At 71.9% G+C, this 24,344-nt stretch carries 20 protein-coding genes; 4 read left to right on the forward strand and 16 right to left on the reverse strand.

Going from position 1 to position 24,344, the window contains the following annotated elements; translation table 11 throughout:
- Positions 1-13: 13 nt before the first annotated feature.
- From ACZ4YY_RS01710 to rsmH, 16 genes are all read right to left on the reverse strand, one after another.
- On the reverse strand, positions 14-1,225 hold the full coding sequence (locus ACZ4YY_RS01710) for a DivIVA domain-containing protein (protein WP_468282379.1): 1,212 nt from the start codon (positions 1,223-1,225) through the stop codon (positions 14-16).
- Between the two features lie 53 nt (positions 1,226-1,278).
- Complete coding sequence (locus ACZ4YY_RS01715; RefSeq protein WP_468282382.1) at positions 1,279-1,563, reverse strand: YggT family protein; 285 nt, start codon at positions 1,561-1,563, stop codon at positions 1,279-1,281.
- 81 nt (positions 1,564-1,644) lie between these two features.
- Positions 1,645-2,286, reverse strand: coding sequence for a cell division protein SepF (locus ACZ4YY_RS01720; protein WP_468282385.1), 642 nt, complete (start codon positions 2,284-2,286; stop codon positions 1,645-1,647).
- Between the two features lie 128 nt (positions 2,287-2,414).
- The gene (locus tag ACZ4YY_RS01725; RefSeq protein ID WP_468282388.1) at positions 2,415-3,134 is read right to left on the reverse strand and encodes a YggS family pyridoxal phosphate-dependent enzyme; all 720 of its coding nucleotides are present in this window, start codon (positions 3,132-3,134) and stop codon (positions 2,415-2,417) included.
- Positions 3,135-3,140: 6 nt separating this feature from the next.
- Positions 3,141-3,869: a peptidoglycan editing factor PgeF gene (gene pgeF / locus ACZ4YY_RS01730; protein ID WP_468282391.1), complete on the reverse strand. Its 729-nt coding sequence runs from the start codon at positions 3,867-3,869 to the stop codon at positions 3,141-3,143.
- Entirely contained in the window at positions 3,866-5,071 is a 1,206-nt protein-coding gene (ftsZ, locus tag ACZ4YY_RS01735; protein ID WP_468282394.1) for a cell division protein FtsZ, read from the reverse strand. Before ftsZ ends, pgeF begins: the two co-directional genes overlap by 4 nt.
- Positions 5,072-5,358: 287 nt before the next feature.
- A complete protein-coding gene (locus ACZ4YY_RS01740) occupies positions 5,359-6,153 on the reverse strand; it encodes a cell division protein FtsQ/DivIB (RefSeq protein WP_468282397.1) in 795 nt (264 codons plus the stop codon).
- Positions 6,154-6,192: 39 nt separating this feature from the next.
- The gene (murG, locus tag ACZ4YY_RS01745; protein ID WP_468282400.1) at positions 6,193-7,290 is read right to left on the reverse strand and encodes an undecaprenyldiphospho-muramoylpentapeptide beta-N-acetylglucosaminyltransferase; all 1,098 of its coding nucleotides are present in this window, start codon (positions 7,288-7,290) and stop codon (positions 6,193-6,195) included.
- Positions 7,291-7,296: 6 nt separating this feature from the next.
- Entirely contained in the window at positions 7,297-8,658 is a 1,362-nt protein-coding gene (gene ftsW, locus ACZ4YY_RS01750) for a putative lipid II flippase FtsW (protein ID WP_468282403.1), read from the reverse strand.
- Between the two features lie 67 nt (positions 8,659-8,725).
- A complete protein-coding gene (murD, locus tag ACZ4YY_RS01755; RefSeq protein WP_468282406.1) occupies positions 8,726-10,144 on the reverse strand; it encodes a UDP-N-acetylmuramoyl-L-alanine--D-glutamate ligase in 1,419 nt (472 codons plus the stop codon).
- Complete coding sequence (gene mraY, locus ACZ4YY_RS01760) at positions 10,126-11,199, reverse strand: phospho-N-acetylmuramoyl-pentapeptide-transferase (protein WP_264931384.1); 1,074 nt, start codon at positions 11,197-11,199, stop codon at positions 10,126-10,128. Before mraY ends, murD begins: the two co-directional genes overlap by 19 nt.
- On the reverse strand, positions 11,196-12,602 hold the full coding sequence (locus ACZ4YY_RS01765) for a UDP-N-acetylmuramoyl-tripeptide--D-alanyl-D-alanine ligase (protein WP_468282409.1): 1,407 nt from the start codon (positions 12,600-12,602) through the stop codon (positions 11,196-11,198). The genes mraY and ACZ4YY_RS01765 overlap by 4 nt, the downstream gene beginning before the upstream one ends.
- A gap of 4 nt (positions 12,603-12,606) precedes the next feature.
- A complete protein-coding gene (locus ACZ4YY_RS01770; protein ID WP_468283209.1) occupies positions 12,607-14,133 on the reverse strand; it encodes a UDP-N-acetylmuramoyl-L-alanyl-D-glutamate--2,6-diaminopimelate ligase in 1,527 nt (508 codons plus the stop codon).
- 211 nt (positions 14,134-14,344) lie between these two features.
- Positions 14,345-16,300, reverse strand: a complete 1,956-nt coding sequence (locus tag ACZ4YY_RS01775; RefSeq protein ID WP_468282412.1) for a peptidoglycan D,D-transpeptidase FtsI family protein — start codon at positions 16,298-16,300, stop codon at positions 14,345-14,347.
- A 4-nt stretch (positions 16,301-16,304) separates the two neighbouring features.
- On the reverse strand, positions 16,305-16,763 hold the full coding sequence (gene ftsL / locus ACZ4YY_RS01780; RefSeq protein ID WP_468282415.1) for a cell division protein FtsL: 459 nt from the start codon (positions 16,761-16,763) through the stop codon (positions 16,305-16,307).
- A 111-nt stretch (positions 16,764-16,874) separates the two neighbouring features.
- Positions 16,875-17,831, reverse strand: a complete 957-nt coding sequence (gene rsmH, locus ACZ4YY_RS01785; protein ID WP_468282418.1) for a 16S rRNA (cytosine(1402)-N(4))-methyltransferase RsmH — start codon at positions 17,829-17,831, stop codon at positions 16,875-16,877.
- Between the two features lie 361 nt (positions 17,832-18,192).
- Here rsmH and ACZ4YY_RS01790 point away from each other — a divergent pair, with 361 nt between their 5' ends.
- The 4 genes from ACZ4YY_RS01790 to ACZ4YY_RS01805 all read left to right on the forward strand — a co-directional run bounded on the left by ACZ4YY_RS01790 (position 18,193) and on the right by ACZ4YY_RS01805 (position 24,023).
- Positions 18,193-18,801 carry a beta-class carbonic anhydrase gene (locus ACZ4YY_RS01790; RefSeq protein WP_468282421.1) on the forward strand — a complete coding sequence of 203 codons (609 nt, stop codon included), beginning with the start codon at positions 18,193-18,195 and terminating at the stop codon, positions 18,799-18,801.
- 238 nt (positions 18,802-19,039) lie between these two features.
- Positions 19,040-20,074: an AAA family ATPase gene (locus ACZ4YY_RS01795; protein ID WP_468282424.1), complete on the forward strand. Its 1,035-nt coding sequence runs from the start codon at positions 19,040-19,042 to the stop codon at positions 20,072-20,074.
- Entirely contained in the window at positions 20,074-21,519 is a 1,446-nt protein-coding gene (locus tag ACZ4YY_RS01800) for a DUF58 domain-containing protein (RefSeq protein WP_468282427.1), read from the forward strand. The genes ACZ4YY_RS01795 and ACZ4YY_RS01800 overlap by 1 nt, the downstream gene beginning before the upstream one ends.
- Entirely contained in the window at positions 21,516-24,023 is a 2,508-nt protein-coding gene (locus ACZ4YY_RS01805) for a transglutaminase TgpA family protein (protein ID WP_468282430.1), read from the forward strand. Before ACZ4YY_RS01800 ends, ACZ4YY_RS01805 begins: the two co-directional genes overlap by 4 nt.
- Positions 24,024-24,344: the final 321 nt, after the last annotated feature.

Genomic DNA, 24,344 nt, shown 5'->3' on the forward strand with positions numbered 1-24,344 from the left:
GTACTACTGGCCGTCAGTTGTCATCCTCGTCGATGAGGAAGCCACGCATCGGCGAGGGAGCCTGGCCCATCGGCGACGGACCCTGCGGCCGCACCGGCGCCATCGGCTGGGTCATCGCCGGCGACATCTGCTGCTGACCGCCGTAGGACGGAGCCGCGGGGCTCGGGGCGCCGCCCATGCCCTGGTTGCCGCCGTAGGACGGGGCGCTCGCGCCGGCCGGAGCCATGGAGGGCGCCGGGGACGGCGGAAGGGAGGCGGTGGCCGGGGTGCGCGGCGGGGCCAGGGAGTCGTCGGCCTGGGTCTCCAGCTGACGCAGCTGCGACTCCAGGTACGACTTCAGGCGGGTGCGGTACTCGCGCTCGAAGCCGCGCAGGTCCTCGACCTTGCGCTCCAGCGTGGCGCGGGCGGACTCCAGGGAGCCCATCGCGACGCGGTGCTTCTCCTGCGCGTCCCGCTCCAGCGCGTCGGCCTTGGCACGGGCGTCACGCTCAAGACCCTCGGCACGCGAACGCGCCTCGCCGACGATCTTGTTGGCCTCGGAACGGGCCTCGGCGATCGCCTGGTCGGCGGTCTGCTGGGCCAGCGAGAGGACACGGGCGGCGCTGTCGCCACCGGGGCCCTGACCGGGGCCGCCCATCGGACCGCCCATGGGGCCGCCCATCGGGCCACCCATCTGCTGCTGCATCGGCGGCTGACCGCCCATCGGACCCTGACCCATGGGGCCCTGGCCCATCGGACCCTGACCCATCGGGCCGGGACCCTGGGGACCACCCTGACCACCGCCGGGACCGGCGGGCAGCTGCGGGGCACCGCTCGGCAGCTGGGGCGGGCCACCCATGGGGCCACCCATCTGCTGCTGCGGCGGGCCCGATATGCCGGCGGGCACCGGAGCGCCCGGGCCTCGCATGCCCTGCTGAGGCATGCCCTGCTGGGGCATCCCCTGCTGCTGGGGCATGCCCTGCTGCTGCATGCCGCCCTGCTGCTGCATGCCGCCCTGCTGCTGGTCCTGCTGCTCCGGAGGCTTGCGCATGTTCTGCTGGTTCTGGGCAGCAGCGCGCGTGGCCGCGGCCAGTTTGGCGCGCAGGTCCTCGTTCTCGCGGAGCAGTCGGGTCAGTTCGGCTTCGACCTCGTCGAGGAAGGCATCGACCTCGTCCTCGTCATAGCCTTCTCGGAGGCGGACGGTCGTGAACTGCTTGTTCCGCACGTCCTCGGGGGTCAACGGCATCTCTTCACCTCAACGTAGTCGTCGGCATTCGGCAAGACGGTAGTTCACATCGCTCACAGCCGGCTCACGATCGAGATCAGGATGTAGACGATGATCATCAGTACGAAGAAGGACAGGTCGAGCGCCACGCCCCCGAGACGCAGCGGCGGGATGACCCGCCGCAGAAGCTTGAGCGGTGGATCGGTGACAGTGTAGGTGGCCTCCAGAACGACCACCATCGCCTTGCCGGGCTGCCATGAGCGGGCGAACTGGAAGACGTAGTCCATGACCAACCGGAAGATGAGCACGATGAGGAACACCATCAGCGCGATGTAGACGACCTGCTGGACCACGCCCATGTTCGGTGCTTCCCTCTCCCCTGTTTCGTGCTGCTCGGTACTGCTTGTACTTCTTTGTACTGCCGATTCCGGTCTTGCGTCTCAGCTCTGGTTGAAGAACCCGCCCTCTGCGATGCGGGCCTTGTCCTCCGCCGTGACATCGACGTTAGCAGGAGACAACAGGAACACCTTCTGCGTCACCCGCTCGATGCTGCCGTGAAGACCAAACACCAAACCGGCCGCAAAGTCGACAAGTCGCTTCGCGTCTGTGTCATCCATCTCAGTCAGATTCATGATCACCGGCGTGCCCTCACGGAAGTGTTCCCCGATGGTACGGGCCTCGTTGTACGTCCGGGGGTGGAGCGTGGTGATCCGGTACGGCTCTCGTTCCGACACGACCTTGGGCATGATCACCGGTGCGTTCTTCTCCAGGGACTGGCGTTCTTGTGTGATGGATGCCACGGGCGCGATGCGCGCGGGACGCCCGGATTCCGCGGCGAGCGAAGTGGCCCGGGCCACAGGCTCGCGAGGAGCGGGCGGTTGTGTGATACGCACCTCTTCGTCCCTGTGGGACTGATGTGCGCCGTGTGACTGGTGCGACGGCTCGTGCCGTCGGTGGTCGCGCTCGGGCTCAGGGTCGAGCTCGGGTTCGAAGTCGTCATCGGGGTCGAAACCCCGGCCGTCGTACCCATCGTCCTCCACGAGGCCGAGGTAGACCGCCATCTTGCGCATCGCGCCGGCCATGCTCTGAGTCCTCCGCTCTGTGGTGGATCGGCTGACGACTGCCAAGTCCCGCGATCCACGTGGTCCTTATGCCCGCCTTCCGACGGTAATGACCATATTTTCTGCTGTGGTCCGACTTCTTGGCGACGTTACCCGAGCCCGGGGCGGACTCCGAGTACCGCAGTGCCGACGCGTACATGTGTCGCCCCAGCAGCCACGGCCTCCTCGAGGTCCGCACTCATCCCTGCCGAGACCATGTTCGCAGTCGGATGGGCTCGGCGCAGGTCAGTCGACAAATCCATCAACCGCCCGAACGCCGCCCGTTGGCGCCCCGCGAACTCGCCGGTCAGAGGTGCGACGGTCATCAGTCCGTCAAGCCTCAGCCCCGGGGACTCCGCGACGAGGGCCGCCAACTCCTCGATGCCGCCGGGCGCCACGCCACCGCGCTCACCCCGACCGCTCTCCCCCGCGTCGAGCGCGACCTGGAGAAGGCATCCGACCTCGCGGCCCGCGCGGACGGCCTCCTTCGACAGGGCCGTCACCAGCCGGGAACGGTCGACGGACTGCACGACATCCGCGTAACCGACCACCGAGCGCACCTTGTTGGTCTGCAACTGACCGACGAAATGCCAGGAAAGGGGCAGATCCGAGCACGCCGCGGCCTTGGGCGCCGCGTCCTGGTCGCGGTTCTCGGCGACGTGGCGCACGCCGAGTTCCGACAGGATCCGCACGTCACTCGCCGGGTAGGTCTTGGTGACCACGATGAGGGTCACTTCCTCCCGCTTGCGCCCGGCGGCCGAGCACGCGGCGGTGATGCGCTCCTCCACCGTCGTCAGGTTCGCGGCGAGTTCGTTCTTACGGTCCGTCATGCCCCATCAGTCCAACCAGACATATCCCGCGAGTCGCCCCGTGGTGCGGTCGCGGCGGTACGAGAAGTGGTCCTGCGACTCGCGCGTGCACACCGGCGACTGCTCCCGGTCGAGCACCCCGAGCCGGTCGAGCTGCGCGTGCACCCCGGCGGTCACGTCGACCGCCGGCGTACCCCAGCTCGTCTCGGCGTACGCCGCCGGCTCGACGGCGGCCACCTCGGCGCGCATCTGCTCCGGCACCTCGTAACACCGGCCGCACACGGCGGGCCCGGTGCGGGCGACCGTCCGGGACGGGTCGGCGCCGAGCCCCACCATCGCCTCGACCACGGCGGGGACGACCCCGGCGACCATGCCGGGCCGGCCGGCGTGGGCCGCGGCGACGACCCCGGCGACCGGGTCGGCGAGCAGTACGGGTGTGCAGTCGGCGGTCAGGACCGCGAGGGCCAGTCCGCGCCGGGTGGTGACGACCGCGTCGGCCCGGGGCACGGGGCGCTCGCCCCACGGCCCGTCGACCTCGACCACGGTGTCGCCGTGGACCTGGTTCATCCACACGACGAGGCCGGCGTCCAGTCCCAACGCCCCCGCCGCCAGCTTCCGGTTGTCGCGTACGGCCTCGGGGTCGTCGCCGACCGCGCCGCCCAGGTTGAGCTCCTCATACGGAGCGGCGCTCACCCCGCCCCACCGGTCGGTGAAGGCGAAGTGCGCGCCGCTCGCGTGTCCGCGCTGTCCTATCACTTCAGGAAGTCCGGCACGTCCAGTTCCTCGGCCGCGCTGTCCGTGTAGGCCCGCGACGGGGGCACCGGCGGGGAGACCGGGATCTCGGCGACCGGTTCGGGCGCCGGCTCCGGCTCCTCCTTCGGCGTGACGCTGCCGAGCGTGCCGAAGTTCGGACGGCTCTCGGGCTGCCGTACCGGAGTCGGCTCCTCGCGGCGGGCGGAGGACGCGGACGACGAGGCCGAGCCGAGGACGTTGTCCCGGCGGGCCGGCGGCTGACCGCCGTCGAAGCCGGCCGCGATCACGGTGACGCGGACCTCGTCTCCGAGGGCGTCGTCGATCACCGCGCCGAAGATGATGTTGGCCTCGGGGTGGGCGGCCTCACTGACCAGCTGGGCGGCCTCGTTGATCTCGAACAGGCCGAGGTCGGAGCCACCGGAGATGGAGAGCAGCACACCGCGGGCGCCGTCGATGGAGGCTTCCAGCAGCGGCGAGGAGATCGCCATCTCGGCGGCGGCCACCGCGCGGTCGTCGCCGCGGGCCGAGCCGATGCCCATCAGGGCAGAACCGGCCTCGGACATGACCGACTTGACGTCGGCGAAGTCGAGGTTGATGAGGCCGGGGGTGGTGATCAGGTCGGTGATGCCCTGGACACCGGAGAGCAGGACCTGGTCGGCGGACTTGAAGGCGTCGAGCACCGAGACCTGGCGGTCCGAGATGGACAGCAGCCGGTCGTTCGGGATGACGATGAGGGTGTCGACCTCTTCGCGGAGCTCGGCGATCCCGTCCTCGGCCTGGTTGGCGCGGCGCCGTCCCTCGAAGGTGAACGGGCGCGTGACCACGCCGATGGTGAGGGCGCCCAGGGAGCGTGCGATGTTGGCCACGACGGGCGCGCCGCCGGTGCCGGTGCCGCCGCCTTCACCGGCCGTCACGAAGACCATGTCGGCCCCCTTGAGGACCTCCTCGATCTCCTCGCGGTGGTCCTCGGCGGCCTTGCGGCCGACGGCCGGGTTGGCTCCGGCGCCGAGTCCGCGGGTGAGTTCGCGGCCGACGTCGAGCTTGACGTCGGCGTCGCTCATCAACAGCGCCTGCGCGTCGGTGTTGATGGCGATGAACTCGACGCCCTTGAGACCGACCTCGATCATCCGGTTGATGGCATTGACACCACCGCCGCCGACACCGATGACTTTGATGACTGCGAGGTAGTTCTGCGGTGCTGCCACGTCGAAGGCCTCTCGCCTCGAGTTACGTGTCGTCGGTCCACGGGGCGCTGCGCGCTCCGTGTGCCGGCGACTGATGCCGAATGGGACGGTCCGTTTCGCCGACCCGAACCCTAACGCTGAAGTTTAGGGTTACCAGTGTGTCCGTTCCTTGGAGTCTTCTGAACAGGACACTAAGTCGACAAGTGGCGCCCGTTCAACGAACACGCCGAACCTCCCGTTTTTCTTTTCACCCTATGTGATCAGCCGTGTCGCTGCCCAACCAGGGTGCTGGCCTGCGCGGATGTGCGTCAACTCCCCGCTGACGCGGGGGCCGTGGGAACGCTGACGTCGAAGTGCCGCGCGTCGGGGGCGGCTTTCATCAGAGCGGTGAGCGCACGGGCCTTCGTGGCGCCCTTCTCGGCACTCCCCCACGCGACCACGCGCCCGTCGCCCAGCTCCAGCGAGATGTCGTCGTAGGAACGGACTTTGACGCTCCGGGCGGCCCGGGCGACGGCGGCCGGAAGGTCTCCGACGGCCGTCACCGCCTCGCGCACCAGCCGGCCCTCCCCGAAGCGCCGCAGGCTCGCGGAGGCCGAACTCGACGGGGAAAGTGCCAATTCCAGCACCGGCACACCCTTGAGAGGCGCGGAAAGCGTGGCGTAACGGACGCCTTCGTGGTCCACCTCCACGAAGTCACGCCCCTTGTGAACCAGGAGAACCGGTCTGCGTTCGGTCACTTTCAGGCCGATTCCATCGGGCCAGGAACGGACCACGTCGACGGAGTCGACGCGGGGCAGTGCGGCGCGCAGCCGGTCCGCGATCGCGTCGGTGTCGACGGACACCAACGGCGCTCCGACGGGGACCTCCGCGGCGTCGCGCACCTGCTGCGGGCTCAGTACGTCCGTCCCGGAGACGGAGACCCGCTCCACGCGCAGCCACTGCGAGCCGTACAACACCCACAGGACGCCCCCGCCGAGGAGCACGACGGCGAGCGCGAGACTGATGATCACACGAAGTCGGCGCGGGCCCCACCGCCGGACGAGGGGCGGGCCGGACGACTCCTCCTGGCGTGCACCGCGCTCGGCGGTGACGGATCCGGCCACGCTCCCTGCCCTTCGCTCCCAGAGCCCTACGTACCGTGCCTAGCGGTGTGCACGATGGGCGGCGATCGCCTCGTACACCATGCGGACGAGCAGGTCGTCCGCGTCCCGGCGGCCGAACTCGCCGGCGGCGCGGGACATCTCGTACAGCCGGTGCGGGTCGGCGAGGACGGGCAGGACGTTCTCCCGGACCCACTCGGGGGTCAGTTCCGCGTCGTCGACCAGCAGCCCGCCGCCGGCCTTGACCACCGGCTGGGCGTTCAGCCGCTGTTCGCCGTTGCCGATGGGCAGCGGGACGTAGGCGGCCGGGAGCCCGACGGCGGAGAGTTCGGCGACGGTCATCGCGCCCGCGCGGCAGAGCATCATGTCGGCGGCGGCGTACGCGAGGTCCATCCGGTCCAGGTAACTTACCGGGATGTACGGGGGCATTCCCGGCATCTGCTGGACGTGCGGCAGTTCGTTCTTCGGGCCGACCGCGTGCAGGATCTGGATGCCGGCCTGCTGGAGCCAGGGGGCGACCTGCTGGACGACCTCGTTCAGGCGGCGGGCGCCCTGCGAGCCGCCGGAGACGAGCAGCGTCGGCAGGTTCGGATCGAGGCCGAACATCGCGCGGGCCTCGGGGCGCGCGGCGGCACGGTCCAGTGTGGCGATGGAGCGGCGCAGCGGGATGCCGATGTAGCGCGCGTTGCGCAGCTTGCTGTCGGGCGTGGAGACGGCGACCTGGGCGGCGTACCGGGAGCCGATCTTGTTGGCCAGGCCGGGGCGGGCGTTGGCCTCGTGGATGACGATCGGCACGCCCAGGCGCTTGGCGGCGAGATAGCCGGGCAGCGCCACGTACCCGCCGAACCCGACGACGGCGTCGGCCTTGGTGCGCTCCAGGATCTGCTCGGTCGCCTTGATCGTGCCGCGCAGCCGGCCCGGGACGGTGATCAGCTCCGGGGTGGGCTTGCGCGGCAGCGGCACCGCCGGGATCAGCGCCAGCTCGTAGCCCCGCTGGGGCACGAGCGTGGTCTCCAGGCCGCGCTCCGTGCCCAGGGCCGTGATGCCCACGGTCGGGTCCTGCCTGCGCAGGGCGTCCGCGAGGGCGAGCGCGGGCTCGATGTGGCCGGCGGTCCCCCCACCAGCGAGTACGACATGCACCGAAATTCACCGCTCTCCGGACGAGCGCGCCGCCGAGGCGCGCCGTCGCATCGTGTTCCATCTCCGGGGACTCCGATCAGGCACGGAGCCCCCAGCCCCTCGCTTTCTACCAAAGCGGGGGTGCCGCATCGCAAGCGCCGCCCGCGCAGCGGGCTCGTCGCGCGCGAAGGCGATCAGCAACCCGATGGCGAACATGGTCGGCAGCAGGGCGGAACCTCCGTAGGAGAACAGCGGGAGGGGGACGCCGGCGATCGGCAGCAGGCCGAGCACCGCACCGATGTTGATCACGGCCTGGGCCGTGATCCAGGTGGTCACGCCTCCCGCGGCATACCTCACGAAGGGGTCCTCCGTGCGTCCGGCCACGCGGATACCCGCATAGCCTAGAGCCGCGAACAGGGCGAGCACCGACAGCGTCCCCGCCAGGCCCAGTTCCTCACCGGTGACGGCGAAGATGAAGTCGGTGTGCGCCTCGGGAAGTTGACCCCATTTCTCCACACTCGCCCCCAGTCCGGACCCGAAGATGCCGCCGGAGGCGAGGGCGTAGATGCCGTGCACGGCCTGCCAGCAGGCGTCACCCGGACCGGGGTCGGTGGCGCCGATGCACCGCAGCCGGGCCATGCGGTTGTCGCTTGTCTTGATCAGGAGCACGCCGATCGCGGCCGCGACCGAGAGGACGCCGACGAAGAGGCGGGTGGGGGCCCCGGCCAGCCACAGCAGGCCGAACAGGATCGCCGTCAGGATGATCGCGGTGCCCATGTCGCCGCCGAGCATGATCAGCCCGAGCAGCAGGAAGGCGGCGGGCACCAGCGGCACCAGCATGTGCTTCCACTGCGCCAGCAGCTTCTTGTCCTGCTTGCGGGCCAGCAGGTCGGCGCCCCACAGCACCAGGGCGAGCTTGCCGAATTCGCTGGGCTGGATCTGGAAGGAGCCGCCGAGCGAGATCCAGTTCTGGTTGCCGTTGACCGCCATCCCTATCCCCGGCACCTGCACCAGGACCATCAGGAAGACGGCGCCGGCGAGGATCGGGTAGGCCAGCGCCCGGTGCAGCTTCACCGGCATCCGGGAGGCGACCAGCAGCAGGACCCCGCCGATGGAGGCCGCGAGGAACTGCTTGCGGAAGAAGAACGACCCGGGCAGCGACATCTGCAACGCCTTGATCTGCGAGGCGGAGTAGACCATCACCAGGCCCAGGACGGTGATCAGCAGACTGCCGCCGAGGATCAGGTAGTAGGCGGTCAGCGGCCGGTCCCAGGCCTTGCGCCCGCGGTCGTAGAGCCGCAGCAGCGGGTTGTCGCGCACGGGCCGGGCGGTGGCGGGCCGCCGGACGGTGCGCTGCACGGGCGGCCGGCCCGTACGGCTACCGGGCACCGCGGCCTCCGCTGAGCGTCGAAGGTCCCACGCGTCCCTCCCAAGGTCCGCCCGGCAGGCGGCCGGGTCAGGCGCGGAGTTCGCGAACGGCCTCCGCGAACGCGTCACCGCGCTGGTTGTAGTTGGCGAACATGTCCATGGAGGCGCAGGCCGGGGCGAGCAGCACGGTGTCGCCGGGCTGTGCGAGCCGCCGGGCCTCCTGGACGGCCTGGAGCATCGCCCCAGTGTCGGTCCGGTCGAGGTCGACGACGGGTACCTCCGGGGCGTGTCGCGCGAGGGCGTCCCGGATCAGTGCCCGATCGGCGCCGAGGAGGACGACCCCGCGCAGCCGCCGCGCCGAGCCGGCGACCAGTTCGTCGAAGGTCGCGCCCTTGGCGAGCCCGCCCGCGATCCACACGATCGACTCGTAGGCCGCCAACGAGGCCTGCGCCGCGTGGGTGTTGGTGGCCTTGGAGTCGTCGACGTAGGCGACGCCGTCGACGTCCGCCACGTGGGCGATGCGGTGGGCGTCCGGGGTGAAGGCCCGCAGACCGTCCCGTACGGCCTTGGCGGGCACGCCGAAGGCGCGCGCGAGAGCCGCCGCGGCCAGGGCGTTGGCGATGTTGTGCGGGACCGGCGGGTTGACGTCGGAGACCTCGGCGAGCTCCTGGGCGTTCTTGTGCCGGTTCTCGACGAAGGCGCGGTCGACCAGGAGGCCCTCCACGACGCCGAGTTGGGACGGTCCGGGCGTGCCGAGCGTGAAGCCGACGGCCCGGCAGCCCTCCTCGACGTCCGCCTCGCGCACCAGGTCCTCGGTGGCCTTGTCGGCGACGTTGTAGACGCAGGCGACCCGATTGCCCTCGTAGACGCGCCCCTTGTCCTTGGCGTACGCCTCCATGGAGCCGTGCCAGTCGAGGTGGTCGGGGGCGAGGTTGAGCACCGTGGCGGAGTGGGCGCGCAGGGAGGGCGCCCAGTGCAGCTGGTAGCTGGAGAGTTCCACGGCGAGGACGTCGTACCGCTCCTCGCCGACGACGGCGTCCAGGAGCGAGACGCCGATGTTGCCGACGGCGGCCGTGCGCAGCCCTGCCGCCGTCAGGATCGAGGCGAGCATCTGCGTGGTCGTCGTCTTGCCGTTGGTGCCGGTGACGCACAGCCAGGGCGCGGCGTCGGGGCCGCGCAGCCTCCAGGCGAGTTCGACGTCGCCCCAGACGGGCACGCCGGCCGCGTCGGCCGCCGCGAACAGCGGCTTGTCCGGCTTCCAGCCGGGAGCGGTGACGACGAGTTCGGTGTTCTCGGGCAGGGTCGCACCGTCACCGAGGCGCACGGTGATGCCGAGCGCCTCCAACTCGGCGGCCTGCTCCCGCGCGCGCGGGTCGTCGCCGTCGTTGACGACGGTCACCTTCGCGCCGAGTCCGTGCAGCACCTTGGCCGCCGGGACACCGGAGACGCCGAGCCCGGCGACGGTGACGTTCTTCCCCTGCCAGTCGGTCACTTCTCTGCTGCCCATCCCGCGTAGAAGAGGCCCAGTCCGACGATGACGCAGATGCCCTGGATGATCCAGAAGCGGACCACGACAAGGACTTCGGACCAGCCCTTGAGTTCGAAGTGGTGCTGGAGCGGCGCCATACGGAAGACGCGCTTGCCGGTCAGGCGGAACGAACCGACCTGGATGACCACCGACATGGTGATGAGGACGAACAGGCCGCCCAGGATGGCCAGCAGCAGTTCGGTGCGCGAGCAGATCGCGAGACCCGCGAGCACACCGCCGAGCGCCAGCGAACCGGTGTCGCCCATGAAGATCTTGGCCGGCGAGGTGTTCCACCACAGGAAGCCGAGGCAGGCGCCCATCAGCGCCGCGGAGACGACCGCGAGGTCCAGCGGGTCGCGCACCTCGTAGCAGGCGTTGGGGTTGGTGAGCGTCTCGCCGTTGGCGCAGGACTCCTGGTACTGCCAGACACCGATGAAGGTGTAGGCGCCGAAGACGAGCACGGAGGCGCCGGTGGCCAGACCGTCCAGACCGTCGGTCAGGTTCACGCCGTTGGACATCGCGAGGATCATGAACAGCGCCCAGACGACGAACAGCACGGGGCCGATCGTCCAGCCGAAGTCCGTGATGAACGACAGCTTCGTGGAGGCCGGGGTGTTGCCGCGGGCGTCGGCGAACTGGAGCGAGAGCACGGCGAAGGCGATGCCGCCGAGCAGCTGGCCGGCCATCTTCGCCTTGGCCCGCAGACCCAGCGACCGCCGCTTGACGATCTTGATGTAGTCGTCCAGGAAGCCGACCAGGCCCATGCCGAACATCAGGCCGAGCACCAGCAGACCGGAGTAGGTCGGCGGCTTGCCCGTGATGAGCTTGGAGAGGAAGTACGCGGCGATGGTCGCCAGGATGAAGGCGATACCGCCCATCGTCGGCGTACCGCGCTTGCTGGCGTGCTCGCGCGGGCCGTCGTCGCGGATGTACTGGCCGTAGCCCTTGCGGGCGAGCAGCTTGATCAGCAGCGGGGTGCCGATCAGCGTCAGGAAGAGGCCAATGACTCCCGCGAACAGGATCTGCTTCATCATCGGGCGGCGACCTCACCCTCGGCACCGGTCGCGAGCAGCGCCTGCGCGACGCTCTCGAGGCCGACCGAACGGGACGCCTTCACGAGTACGACGTCTCCCGGGCGCAACTCGCTGCGCAACAGGTCGACCGCCGCCTGTGCGTCGGACACGTGCACCGACTCCTCACCCCACGAACCCTCGTTATATGCGCCCAGTTGCAGCCAGGCGGCTTCCCTGCCCCCGACCGCGACGAGCTTGCTGACGTTGAGCCGGACGGCGAGCCGTCCGACCGCGTCGTGCTCGGCGAGCGCCTCGTCCCCGAGCTCGGCCATCTTGCCGAGCACCGCCCACGTACGACGCCCCGTGCCCATCGCCGCGAGCGCGCGCAGGGCCGCTCGCATGGACTCGGGGTTCGCGTTGTAGGCGTCGTTGACGATCGTCACGCCGTCCGGGCGCTCGGTGACCTCCATCCGCCAGCGGGAGAGGGAGCCCGCCTCGGAGAGCGCGGTGGCGATCTCAGTTACGGACATGCCCAGCTCATGGGCGACGGCTGCCGCGGCGAGCGCGTTCGACACGTGGTGCTCACCGTACAGGCGCATGGTCACATCACTTGCACCGGAGGGTGTGTGAAGCCTGAAGGCGGGCTGTCCGCTGTCCGTGAGTCTCACGTTCTCGGCGCGTACGTCCGCTTCGTCGGACTCTCCGAAAAGGATCACCTTCGCCTTCGTACGGGAGGCCATGGCCCGTACCAACGGGTCGTCGGCGTTGAGGACGGCGACCCCGTCCTGCGGAAGGGACTCCACGAGCTCGCCCTTGGCCTGGGCGATCTGCTCACGGCCGCCGAACTCGCCGATGTGGGCGCTCCCGACGTTGAGGACGAGGCCGATCCGCGGGGGCGTCAGCTCGGTGAGGTAGCGGATGTGGCCGATGCCGCGGGCGCCCATCTCCAGCACCAGGAAACGGGTCTCCTCGGTGGCGGTGAGCGCGGTGAGCGGCAGGCCGATCTCGTTGTTGAGCGAACCGGGCGTCCACACGGTCGGCGCCTTGCGGCGCAGCACCTGGGCGATGAGGTCCTTGGTGCTGGTCTTGCCGGCCGAGCCGGTGAGCGCGACGAGGGTCGTGCCGAGCTTGTGCACGACGTGCCGCGCGAGGGCGCCGAGCGCCGCCTGGACGTCGTCCACGACGATCGCGGGCACGCCGACGGGGCGTGAGGCCAGCACGGCCGCCGCGCCCGCCTCCACGACCGCCTGGGCGAAGTCGTGGCCGTCCACGCGCTCGCCGGCGAAGGCGACGAAGAGGCTGCCGGGCTCCACCTCGCGGGAGTCCCGGACGACCGGCCCGGTGACCAGCGCGGACGGATCCGGTATGTCGTGCGTCTGCCCGCCGACGACTGCTGCGATCTCGGCGAGGGAGAGGGCGATCACAAGTTCATCCCTGGGTCTTCTGGATAGCTTCGCGAAGCACCTGGCGGTCGTCGAAGGGACGGACGACCCCGGCGATGTCCTGGCCCTGCTCGTGGCCCTTGCCCGCGACCAGCACGGTGTCCCCGGCGTGCGCGCGGGCGACGGCGGCGGCGATCGCGGCGGCCCGGTCCTCGAAGAGCTGGACCTCGCCGCGCTCGTGGGCCGGCACCGACGCCGCGCCCTGGAGCATCGTCGCGAGGATCGCGAGGGGGTCCTCGGAGCGGGGGTTGTCGGAGGTCAGTACGGCGGTGTCGGCGAGCCGGGCCACGGCGGCGCCCATCGGGGCGCGCTTGGTGACGTCGCGGTCGCCGCCGCAGCCGAGGACGACGTGCAGCCGGCCCTTGGTGACCTTGCGCAGCGCCTTGAGGACCGATTCGACGGCGTCCGTCTTGTGGGCGTAGTCGACGACCGCGAGGTAGGGCTGACCGGCGTCCACGCGCTCCAGCCGGCCCGGCACACCCGGTACCGCGGCGACGCCGTCGGCGGCGGTCTGCGCGTCGAGGCCGGCGGCGGCGAGGGCGACGATGGCGGCGAGGGTGTTGGCCACGTTGAACGGGCCGGGCAGCGGCGCCCTGGCGGCGATCCGCCCACCCTGCGGGCCGACGACGGTGAACGTCGAGTCCAACGGGCCGAGCTGGACGTCCACGGCCCGCCAGTCGGCGTCGGGGTGGCCCTCGGCGGAGTAGGTGACGACCGGGACCCCGGCCTCCCGGACCAGCCGGCGGCCGTACTCGTCGTCGAGGTTGACCACGCCGAGTCGGCTGCGCTCGGGCGTGAACAGCTGCGCCTTGGCCCGGAAGTAGTCCTCCATGTCGGAGTGGAACTCCATGTGTTCCGGGCTGAGGTTGCTGAAGACGGCGATGTCGAACACGCAGCCGTCGACCCGGCCGAGGACCAGGGCGTGGCTGGAGACCTCCATCGCGACGGCCTCGACGCCGCGTTCGCGCATGACGGCGAACAGGGCCTGGAGGTCGGTGGCCTCGGGCGTGGTGCGCTCGGACTTGATGCGCTCGTCGCCGATGCGCATCTCGACGGTGCCGATGAGTCCCGTGGCGCGGACCGCCTTCAGACCGCCCTCGACCAGGTACGCGGTGGTGGTCTTGCCGGAGGTGCCGGTGATGCCGATCCGGAGCAGGTCGCGGCCGGGGTGGCCGTAGATCGTGGCCGCCAGTTCGCCCATCCGGCGGCGCGGTTCGTCGACGACCAGGACCGGCAGGCCGGCCACAGCGGCGCGGTCGGCGCCGGCCGGGTCGGTCAGGACGGCGGCCGCACCGAGGCCGGCGGCCTGGGTGACGAAGTCGGCTCCGTGCAGACGGGCGCCCGGGAGGGCGGCGTACAGGTCTCCGGGGCGGACGGCGCGCGAGTCGTGGGTGATGCCCGTGACCTCGACGGCCTCCGCGGCTTCCGGCGTGGTGGCACCCAGCTGATCGGCGAGCTCCGCAAGGGGTGTGGCGGAGATCCGAACCGGTCGCGGCGGCCCCGGGTAGGTCACGGAAGCGCCCTTCTGGGTGGTTTGGGACTGATCGGCGTGTGGCACGGCGGTGAGCGTACCGGGCGTACCCGCCCGGGGGCGAAGCGAGGGCGGGGCCGGCGGCCCGGTGGGGTCGTGGTTCCCGGGTTCGGGGCTGGTCATGGTCACGGGCTGGTTCCTGGCTGGTTCGACGCTGAACACGGGCGGGGCGGGGCGGTGGCGGGCGGGGGGCTCAGGGGCTGAACGAGACCGGGAGGTTCGCTGCGGGCGCCCCGGTGGGCGGGACCTGAAGGCTTTTCAGGGCGAACTCCATGACCTGCTTGAAGACCGGGCCGCAGATCTGGCCGCCGAAGTAGCTGCCCTCGGTGGCGTTCTGGATGGCGCAGTAGACGGTCACGCGGGGACTGTCGGCGGGCGCGAACCCGGCGAAGGACGACGTGTAGCCGTTGTACTTGCCGGTGGCCGGATCCACACGGTTGGCGGTGCCGGTCTTGCCGGCCACGCGGTAGCCGGGGATGCGTGCCTTGGTGCCCGTGCCCTCCTCGTCGTCGACGACCGACTCCAGCATGTGGGCGAGGGTCCTGGCGGTTTTCTGGCTGACCACGCGGGTCTTGGGGGGTGCCTCGGCCGGGGTGAAGCGTCCGTCGGGTCCCTTGGTGCCGCGCACCAGGGTCGGTTCGACGCGGACGCCGCCGTTGGCGATGGTCGAGTAGACGGAGGCGGCCTGGACCGCGTTGACGGACACGCCCTGGCCGAAAGGAATCGTGTACTGCTGCGAGGTCGACCATTTGTCGGGCGGGGCGAGGATGCCCTTCGTCTCGCCGGGGAAGCCGAGCCCGGTGAAGCTGCCGATGCCGAACTTGCGCAGGTAGGAATAGAGGACCTGGTTCGCCTCGGGCTGGGTCCTGCCGAGCTGGCCGGTGGCCAGGATCGTGCCGATGTTGCTGGACTTGGCGAGCACGCCGTTGAGCGTGAGGTACCAGGTGGGGTGGTCGATGTCGTCCTGGAAGAGCCGGTCGCCGCGGTGCAGCCGGTTGGGCACGGTGACGTGCGTCAGGGGCGTGGCGGCGTTCTCCTCCAGGACGGCGGCCATGGACATGACCTTGGCGGTGGAGCCGGGCTCGTAGGCGTCCTGGAGGGCCGCGTTGCCCATGGCCGCGCCGTCGGCCTTCGACAGGTCGTTGGGGTCGAAGCCGGGTGAGTTGGCCATGGCGAGGATCTCGCCGGTGCGGGTGTCCTGGACGACGACGTACCCGCGGTCGGCCCGGGACTTCTCCACCTGCTCGGTGATGGCGTTCTGCGCGGCCCACTGGATGTCGCGGTCGATCGTCAGCTCGACGTCGGAGCCGGGCATGGCCGGGGTCTCGTTGCTGCCCGCGGTGGGCACCTGACGGCCGCCGGACTGGGCGTAGCGGATCTTGCCGTCCTTGCCGGCCAGGAGGGCGTTCAGCTGCTGTTCCACACCGCCGCCGCCCTTGCCGTCGGCGTTCACCCAGCCCAGTATCCCGGCGGCGAGGTCGCCGTTGGGGTAGACGCGCTTGCTGCTGGGGACGGAGAAGACGCCCGCGAGGACGTTGACCGTCGAGGGGTCGGACCCGGCCTTGGTGGTGAGCGCGGTCTTCAGGTCCTTGATCTGCTTCCAGACCTGCGGGGTCTGGCGGCTGGCCAGTTTGGCGTAGCGCGCGTTCCTGTCCTTCGGCCGCAACTTGCCGACCAGCACGGACTGCTCCTGGCCGAGGATCGGCGCGAGGAGGGCGGCCGCCTGTTCCGGACCGTCGTCGATCTTCAGCTGCCCGCGGGCGAACATCGTCGGGTCGGCCGTGATGTCGTAGGCGTCCTCGCTGGTCGCGAGGGCGATGCCGGCCCGGTCGGTGATCTCCCCGCGTTCGGCCGCCAGCACCTGTCCGACGTACCGGTTCTGCTCCGCCTTGGCGGCGTACGTGCTCGCGTCGACCGCCTGCACCTGGAGCAGGCGGACGACGAAGGCGCTCAGCACGAGGGCGAGCGCGAGCCCGACCATGCGCAGCCGGGGCCGGGGACTGCCGAGCCGGATGACCCGCGGCGCCGCGGCCCGCGCCACCGGACGCCGCGCCGGCCGCGCGCCGGGCCCCGGCCGCCGCTGCGCCCCGGGCCGCGCGGGCCGGGCGGGACCGGGCACACGTCGGCGGGGCGGTTGCCTGTCGGACATTCCGTCACCTGCCGGGGGTCGTGGGGGTGGCTGTGGGCGGGGTGGTGGCGATGGCCTCGGGGGGTACGTCGGCGGCGGGGACGTCGGCCGGGGAGGGCTGGGGGGCGGCCGACGGAACGCCCTTGACGGTGCCGTCGGGGCCGAGGAAGGCCGGGTCGCCGCCGGGGACCATGCCGAGCTCGCGGGCCCGGCGCTGGAGGGCGTCCGGGGCAGAGTAGGAGTCGATGTCCCGTTGGAGCGCCTGCTCCTCGTCGGTGAGGTTCTTGGTGTCGCGCTGGAGGTCGTCCATCTTGAACGAGCCTTCGCTGAGCGCGGAGTTCAGCACGAGCAGCCCGATCAGGCCGCCGCCGAGGAGGAGGACGACGAGGAGGACGAAGGGTGTGCGGGCCGCCTGGCGCGGGCCCGCCGGGAAGAGACGCGCGAGCCGGGCGGCCCTTCCCCGCAGTTGGGGTTTCCTACTCACTGGCCCTCCCCCGGCTCGCCGGTGTGGACCCGCCCCGCCGGGGTGTTCCCCGGCTCTCAGGTGTGGACCCACCTCGCCGGGGTGTTCCCCGGCTCGCCCGCCGCACGCCCGTCACTCGACGTCCTCCCTGATGCGCTCGGCCCCGCGCAACCGTGCCGGGGCGGCCCGCCGGTTCTCGGCGACCTCTTCCTCGGTGGGAAGTTCGGCACCACGCGTGAGCAGCTTGAGCCGGGGCTGGTAACGCTCGGGGACGACCGGAAGCCCGGCGGGCGCGGTGGTGGCGGCGCCGGCCGCGAACACCTGCTTGACCAGCCGGTCCTCCAGGGAGTGGTACGACAGCACGGCGATCCGCCCGCCGACCTCGAGGGACTTCACCGCGGCCGGGATCGCCCGTTCCAGGACGGCGAGCTCACCGTTGACCTCGATGCGCAGGGCCTGGAAGGTCCGCTTGGACGGGTTGCCGCCGGTGCGCTTGGCGGCCTGCGGAAGGGCGTCCCGGATCAGCTCGACGAGTCGCGCGCTGTTGGTGAACGGCTCCTTGTCGCGTTCCCGCACGATCGCCGAGACGATCCGCTTGGCCTGCTTCTCCTCGCCGTAGGCACGCAGGATGCGCACCAGTTCGCCCGCCGGGTAGGTGTTGAGGACCTCGGCGGCGCTGATGCCGGTCGTCTGGTCCATGCGCATGTCGAGCGGGGCGTCCTGGGCGTAGGCGAAGCCACGGTCGGCCTCGTCGAGCTGCATGGAGGAGACACCGAGGTCGAACAGGACGCCCTGCACGCGCGCGATGCCGAGCCGTTCGAGGACGGCGGGCAGCTCGTCGTAGACGGCGTGCACGAGGGTGGCGCGCCCGCCGAAGGGGGCCAGGCGCTCCCCGGACAGGCGCAGCGCCTCCTTGTCGCGGTCCAGGGCGACGAGCCGGGCCTCGGGGAACCGCGTCAGCAGGGCCTCGCTGTGCCCGCCGAGCCCGAGCGTGCAGTCGACGACGACCGCCCCGGGGGCCCGCAGGGCGGGGGCCAACAGGTCCAGGCACCGCTGGAGCATCACCGGGACGTGTCGACTCTGGCTCAAGGGGCCCTCTCAGATCCGGCGGGGCCCGTACGCACCGCCGGGTCCCCGCCCGCTCGTGAAGGGGAGGCCCGCCGGCGCCGGAAGCGTCGGCCGGCCGGGAGCGGGAGGAGGCCGAGCCGTGCGTACGCGCCGCGCACGCGGGGGAGATCTCCGGCAGCCGTGCCGGGATCTCACGGGAATTCAGTCCAGCAGGGAGAGCCTCGCCTCCCGCTTCGCGTCACTTTAGTCCACCCTGTCTCGCGGTCAATCAACCGGCCTGCGCGTCGCGGCCGGGCCCCCGCGCGAAGCGGTCCGCCGGCGCAAACCACCCGTCCGGTCGACCCCTCCTCACCCCTGTGGCTTAGCTCACAAAGTCAGCGTGATGGCTCTCTTTTTCCCTTCTCACAACGAGACCGGAACGCCGGTGACCAGTAACGTCATGGTTATGACGACTTCCGCATCCCTACCCACCGAGTCCGCGGGCGCCATACACGGCGGCACCGTGACCGACCGCCTGGTCGACGCGAACGAGCGGTACGCCGCCGCGTTCACCGACCCTGGCATGGACGCCCGCCCGGTCCTGCACGTCGCGGTCGTGGCCTGCATGGACGCCCGCCTCGACCTGCACGCCGCGCTCGGCCTCGAGCTCGGCGACTGCCACACGATCCGCAACGCGGGCGGTGTGGTGACCGACGACGTCATCCGCTCCCTCACCATCAGCCAGCGCAAGCTGGGCACGCGCAGCGTCGTCCTGATCCACCACACCGGCTGCGGCCTGGAGTCGCTCACCGAGGACTTCCGCAACGAGCTCGAGATGGAGGTCGGCCAGCGTCCCGCGTGGGCGGTCGAGGCCTTCCGGGACGTCGACCAGGACGTGCGCCAGTCGATGCAGCGGGTGCGCACCTCGCCGTTCCTGCTGCACACCGACGACGTGCGCGGCTTCGTCTTCGACGTCAGGACGGGCCTGCTGCGCGAGATCGACGCGGCGTGACCTCTCGCCTTCCCTGTCGTTTCGCTGTTGATTTCCGGCCCTCCGACGCCCAAAAGGCCATAACACCGACATATCGCGGACAGTTGTCCACAGGCGAGTGACACGAATCGGTAACGGCAGCAACAATGCGGGGGTGACGCCGCTGAGTTTTTCGCGGGTGGTGTCCGTGATTCGGGGTGGGCCGGTCCGCAGCGCAGGAAGCGTCGGCCCGGAGAAAGAACGGGCCGAGGAGGGCCGGGTGACGACCTATGACGAGCGAGCGAGCCTTACAGATCTGACCGCCACCGTGGAGCGTGTCCGCAGTTCGGTGGAAGGAGTGATCGAAGGCAAGCCCGAGGTCGTACGGCTTTCGCTGACCGTACTGCTCGCCGAGGGACATCTTCTGATCGAGGACGTCCCCGGCGTCGGCAAGACGATGCTGGCGAAGGCGCTGGCGCGGTCCATCGACTGCTCGGTGCGCCGGATCCAGTTCACGCCGGACCTGTTGCCCTCGGACATCACGGGCGTGTCCATCTGGGACCAGCAGCGCCGCGACTTCGAATTCAAGCCGGGTGCGATCTTCGCGCAGATCGTGATCGGCGACGAGATCAACCGCGCCTCGCCCAAGACCCAGTCCGCGCTGCTGGAGTCGATGGAGGAGCGCCAGGTCACCATCGACGGGCAGTCCTACGAGCTGCCCAGCCCCTTCATGGTGGTGGCCACGCAGAACCCGGTCGAGATGGAGGGCACCTACCCGCTGCCCGAGGCGCAGCGCGACCGCTTCATGGCCCGCGTCTCCATCGGCTACCCGAGCCCGGAGGCCGAGCTGCAGATGCTCGACGTCCACGGCGGGGTCAACCCGCTGGACGACCTCCAGCCGGTGGCGCACGCGCACGAGATCGTGAAGCTGATCGACGCCGTCCGCGGCGTCCACGTCGCCGAGGCGGTTCGCCGGTACGCGGTCGACCTGGTGACCGCCACACGCACCCACCCGGACCTCAGACTCGGCGCCTCCCCGCGCGCGACGCTGCACCTGCTGCGCGCGGCGAAGGCGTCCGCCGCCCTCGGCGGCCGGGACTACGCGCTGCCGGACGACGTGCAGAACCTCGCCGTGGCCGTCCTGGCCCACCGTCTGCTGCCCACCGCGCAGGCCCAGCTCAACCGCCGTACGTCGGAGCAGGTCGTCGAGGAGATCCTCCAGCGCACCCCGGTCCCGTCGGCGCCCCAGCAGCGCGGCTACGGCCTGGGCGGCGACACGCGGTCCTACGGTCAGCAGCCGCCGCGGAGGCTGTGATGGCCGTCGGTGGGACCGGGCAGACCGGGACCGGCGGTGGCGACACCGGCCGCGGCCGGCAGACCGGGCAGGCCGGCGGCGTCCAGCAGGCCGGCGGCGACCGGGCGCGCGGCGAGAAGGGTGCCGCCCGTACCGCCCTGGCCGGTCTGACCACCCGCGGCCGCTCGTTCCTGGCCGCCGGCGTCGCGGCCGCCGTCTGCGCGTACGTCCTCGGACAGCCCGACCTGCTGCGGGTCGGACTGCTGCTGGCCGCGCTGCCGCTGGTCTGCGCGGCCGTCGTCTACCGCACCCGCTACCGGGTCGCCGGCAGCCGCCGGCTCTCCCCCGCGCGTGTGCCGGCCGCCGGCGAGGCCCGTGTCCACCTGCGGATGGACAACGTCTCCCGGCTGCCCACGGGCCTGCTGATGCTCCAGGACCGGGTGCCCTACGTGCTCGGCCCGCGCCCCCGCTTCGTCCTGGACCGGGTGGAGGCGGGCGGGCGCCGCGAGGTCTCCTACCGGGTCCGCTCGGACCTGCGCGGCCGCTACCCGCTGGGCCCGCTCCAGCTGCGGCTGAACGACCCGTTCGGCATGTGCGAGCTGACCCGCTCCTTCTCCACCTACGACACGCTCACGGTCATCCCGCGGGTGGAGGCGCTGCCGCCGGTCCGGCTGACCGGCGAGGCCAAGGGGTACGGCGAGGGACGGCAGCGCTCGCTGGCGCTGGCCGGCGAGGACGACGTGATCCCCCGCGGGTACCGCTACGGCGACGACCTGCGCCGGGTGCACTGGCGGTCCACGGCCCGCCACGGCGAGCTGATGGTGCGCCGTGAGGAACAGCCCCAGCGCTCCCGCTGCACGGTGCTGCTGGACACGCGCGGCCCGGCCTACCGCGGCTCGGGCCCCGACTCGGCCTTCGAGTGGGCGGTCTCGGCGACCGCCTCGGCACTGGTGCACATGCTGGAGCGCGGCTTCTCCGTGCGCCTGCTGACCGACACGGGCACCTCCGTGCCCGGGGAGGGCGCCGACGGGTTCGCCGGGGCCAGCCAGGAGTCGGCGGACGCGGCCGGGCTGATGATGGACACCCTCGCGGTGATCGACCACTCCGACGGCACCGGCCTGTCCCGCGCCTACGACGTGCTGCGCGGGGGCAACGAGGGACTGCTGGTGGCCTTCCTCGGCGACCTCGACGAGGAGCAGGCCACCGTGGCCGCGAAGATGCGCCAGCGCAGCGGGGGCGCGGTCGCCTTCCTGCTGGACGCCGACAGCTGGGGCCGTGAACCGAACGAGGTGCCCGGACCGATGAACAGGCAGGAGGAGCGGCTGCGGATGCTGCGCGAGGCGGGCTGGACGGCCCTGAGCGTGCCGCGGGGCGCTTCGCTGAACGAGCTGTGGCGTCAGGCCGACCGCAATCGCGGCGGCGTCGTGACGGCGGGCGGGGCGAGCGGCGGGGAGGTGGGGGCGTGAGCGGGCGGGCCAGACTGACGCTGTGCTCGGCGGTGGCCACGCTGCTGGCGTCCTGCGCCCTGCTGCCGCTGGTCGACCCGGCCACCTGGATCCTGCAGGCGGCGTTCCTGCTGGCGATCCAGTCGGGGGCGGGCGCGGCGGCCCGGCGGGTGCCGCTGGCCCGGCCGCTGACCGTGCTGGCCCAGGCGCTGGTCACGCTGATGCTGCTGACCCTGGTCTTCGCCCGTGAGCAGTCCCTCGTGGGGCTGATACCGGGCCCGCAGGCCTTCCAGCACTTCGCCGACCTGCTCCAGTCGGGCGTGAACGACGTGGAGCGGTACGCGATACCGGCGCCGCTGTCCGACGGCATCCGGCTGATGGTGATCGGCGGCGTGCTGCTGATCGGCCTGGCGGTGGACACGCTCGCGGTGACCTTCCGCAACGCGGCCCCGGCCGGGCTGCCGCTGCTCGCCCTGTACTCGGTCGCCGCGGGGCTCTCCGACGGGGCCGCCGACTGGCTGTGGTTCCTGGCCGCCGCCGCCGGATACCTGATGCTGCTGCTCGCCGAGGGCCGCGAGCGGCTCTCGCAGTGGGGCCGTGTCTTCGGCGGCGCCCCGCGCGAGGCGGGCGCGCCGGCCGGCCCGATCGCCCCGGTGCGCACCGGACGGCGCATAGGCGCGGTCGCCCTCGGCGTGGCCCTGGTGGTGCCGCTGCTGCCGCTGCCCGCAATCGACGGCGGCCTGCTGGACGGCGCCGGCACCGGAGTGGGCGCAGGCAACGGCCGCGGGGGCACGATCTCCGCGGTCAACCCGCTGGTGTCGCTGCGCGACAGTCTGAACGTGGACGAGGACCGCACGGTCCTGACCCTGCGCACCAGCACCACCGACATCTCGGACCTGTACCTGCGGATCGTCTCCCTGGACGACTTCGACGGCACGACGTGGAAGCCGTCCAAGCGCCAGATCGTCGCCGTGCCGGACGAGTTCCCCACGCCCGTCGGCCTGGGCGCGGACGTCCGGCGCTCGCCGGTCAGGACCCGCGTCCAGGCCGCCGACTGGTACGCCCAGGACTGGCTGCCGATGCCGTACCCGCCGAGCGGCGTGAAGATCAGCGGGAAGTGGCGGTACGAGCCGGTCGGGATGACCCTCGTCGGCGACCGCGGCCAGGACACGCGCGGCAAGACGTACGAGGTCACCAGTCTCGCGGTGCAGCCGACGGCCCGGCAGCTGGCCTCGGCCGCCAAGGCGCCGGAGTCGCTGCGCGAGGAATACACCGAGGTGCCGGACTCGCTGCCGGCGGTGGTGTCGCGGACGGCCCGCGAGCTCACCGCGGAGGCGACGAACGACTACGAGAGGGCGGTCGCGCTCCAGGACTACTTCGCGGTGACGGGCGGCTTCGAGTACGACACCCAGGTGGAGGTCGGCACCGGCCCGGACGCGATCGCCCGTTTCCTGCGGGACAAGCAGGGCTTCTGCGTCCACTTCTCGTTCGCGATGGCGGCGATGGCCCGCACGCTGGGCATACCGGCGCGGGTCGCGGTCGGTTTCGCGCCCGGCTCCCCGCAGGCGGACGGTTCGGTCGCGGTGAGCCTGAAGGACGCGCACGCCTGGCCTGAGCTGTACTTCCAGGGCGTCGGCTGGACCCGCTTCGAGCCGACCCCCACCCGGGGGACGACGCCCACCTACACGCTGCCGGACACGTCGGGCAGCACGGTCCCGGAGCTGCCGCAGAGCTCGCGGTCGGCGGACGCGGCGCCGTCGGCGGAGCCCTCGACGAGCACGAGCTGCTCTGCGGACGACAAGAAGGTCGAGGGCTGCGTCAGCGCGCTGCCACTGACCCCCACGGAGCAGGGCGGCGGGGGCGCCCCCTGGTACCAGCTCGCCGGGTGGACGCTGCTGGGGGCGGCGGCGCTGGTGCTGCCGCTGCTGCCGATGCTGTGGCGGATGAGACGCCGCTCGGTGCGGCTGGCGTCGGCCCAGCACGCCGGGGCGGCGGCGAACGGAGCGGAGCGCGGCCGGCTCGGCGATTCCGACGGCCCGCGGACCTCCGGCCCGACGTCGGCGGTGCTCTTGGACGTGCCGCCGCAGGAGATCACCGAGGCCGCCGTCTCCCACGTCCTGGCGGTGTGGCGCGAGCTCACCGACACGGCCTGGGACTACGGCATCGCCCCGGACGAGGCGCTCACGCCCCGACGGGCTGCCGAGCGCATCGTCCGGCTCGGTGAGCTGGACGCGTCGGTGGCCTCGTCGGTGCACCGGGTGGCGGGTGCCGTGGAGCAGGTGCTGTACGCGCCGCAGCCGCGGGCACGGGCCGGGCTGGCCGAGGAGGTGCGCACGGTGCGCGCGGCTCTGCGGGGCCGGGTCAGCCGGGGCACTCGGCTGCGTGCGGTCGTCGCGCCGCGTTCGGCCGTTCGGGCCGTCTGGGACCTCGCCGACCGCTGGGCGACCCTCCGGGCGGCCGCAGCGGCCCGTCTGGCGTCCTGGGTGGCCCTGGTGCGCCGTCCTTCCGGACAGACGGGCGGGTGACGGGCGGGCGGCTGAGGCGGGCGACGGAACGCGGCGGCTGCATGCGGTCGGATGACGCCACAGGGGTGGGGGGGGGGGGGGGGGGGGGGGGGGGGGGGGGGGGGGGGAGGGGGGGGGGGGGGGGGGGGTGGGGGGGAGGCAGTGCTAGCCCACCGACCCTGTATCCCGAGACACCACACCCCCCCCCCCCCCCCCCCCCCCCCCCCCCCCCCCCCCCCCCCCCCACCCCTGTGCACGGGGCCTGCCGGGGCACCGCCACCACCCGCAGGGGGCCGTGGCTGCGAGACGGCCGTGCCGCGGGCGGGGAAGGGGGCGGGGACC

It is taken from the genome of Streptomyces sp. NPDC030143 (assembly GCF_055573695.1).

Excerpts from the sequence above, each read along its gene's own strand:
- murD (WP_468282406.1), bottom strand. The coding sequence starts at position 10,144 with ATGGGCAGCAGAGAAGTGACCGACTGGCAGGGGAAGAACGTCACCGTC.
- ACZ4YY_RS01725 (WP_468282388.1), bottom strand. The coding sequence starts at position 3,134 with ATGACGGACCGTAAGAACGAACTCGCCGCGAACCTGACGACGGTGGAG.
- ACZ4YY_RS01790 (WP_468282421.1), top strand. The coding sequence starts at position 18,193 with ATGGCTCTCTTTTTCCCTTCTCACAACGAGACCGGAACGCCGGTGACC.
- ACZ4YY_RS01715 (WP_468282382.1), bottom strand. The coding sequence starts at position 1,563 with ATGGGCGTGGTCCAGCAGGTCGTCTACATCGCGCTGATGGTGTTCCTC.
- ACZ4YY_RS01800 (WP_468282427.1), top strand. The coding sequence starts at position 20,074 with ATGGCCGTCGGTGGGACCGGGCAGACCGGGACCGGCGGTGGCGACACC.
- ACZ4YY_RS01710 (WP_468282379.1), bottom strand. The coding sequence starts at position 1,225 with ATGCCGTTGACCCCCGAGGACGTGCGGAACAAGCAGTTCACGACCGTC.
- mraY (WP_264931384.1), bottom strand. The coding sequence starts at position 11,199 with ATGATGAAGCAGATCCTGTTCGCGGGAGTCATTGGCCTCTTCCTGACG.
- ACZ4YY_RS01775 (WP_468282412.1), bottom strand. The coding sequence starts at position 16,300 with ATGTCCGACAGGCAACCGCCCCGCCGACGTGTGCCCGGTCCCGCCCGG.
- ACZ4YY_RS01720 (WP_468282385.1), bottom strand. The coding sequence starts at position 2,286 with ATGGCCGGCGCGATGCGCAAGATGGCGGTCTACCTCGGCCTCGTGGAG.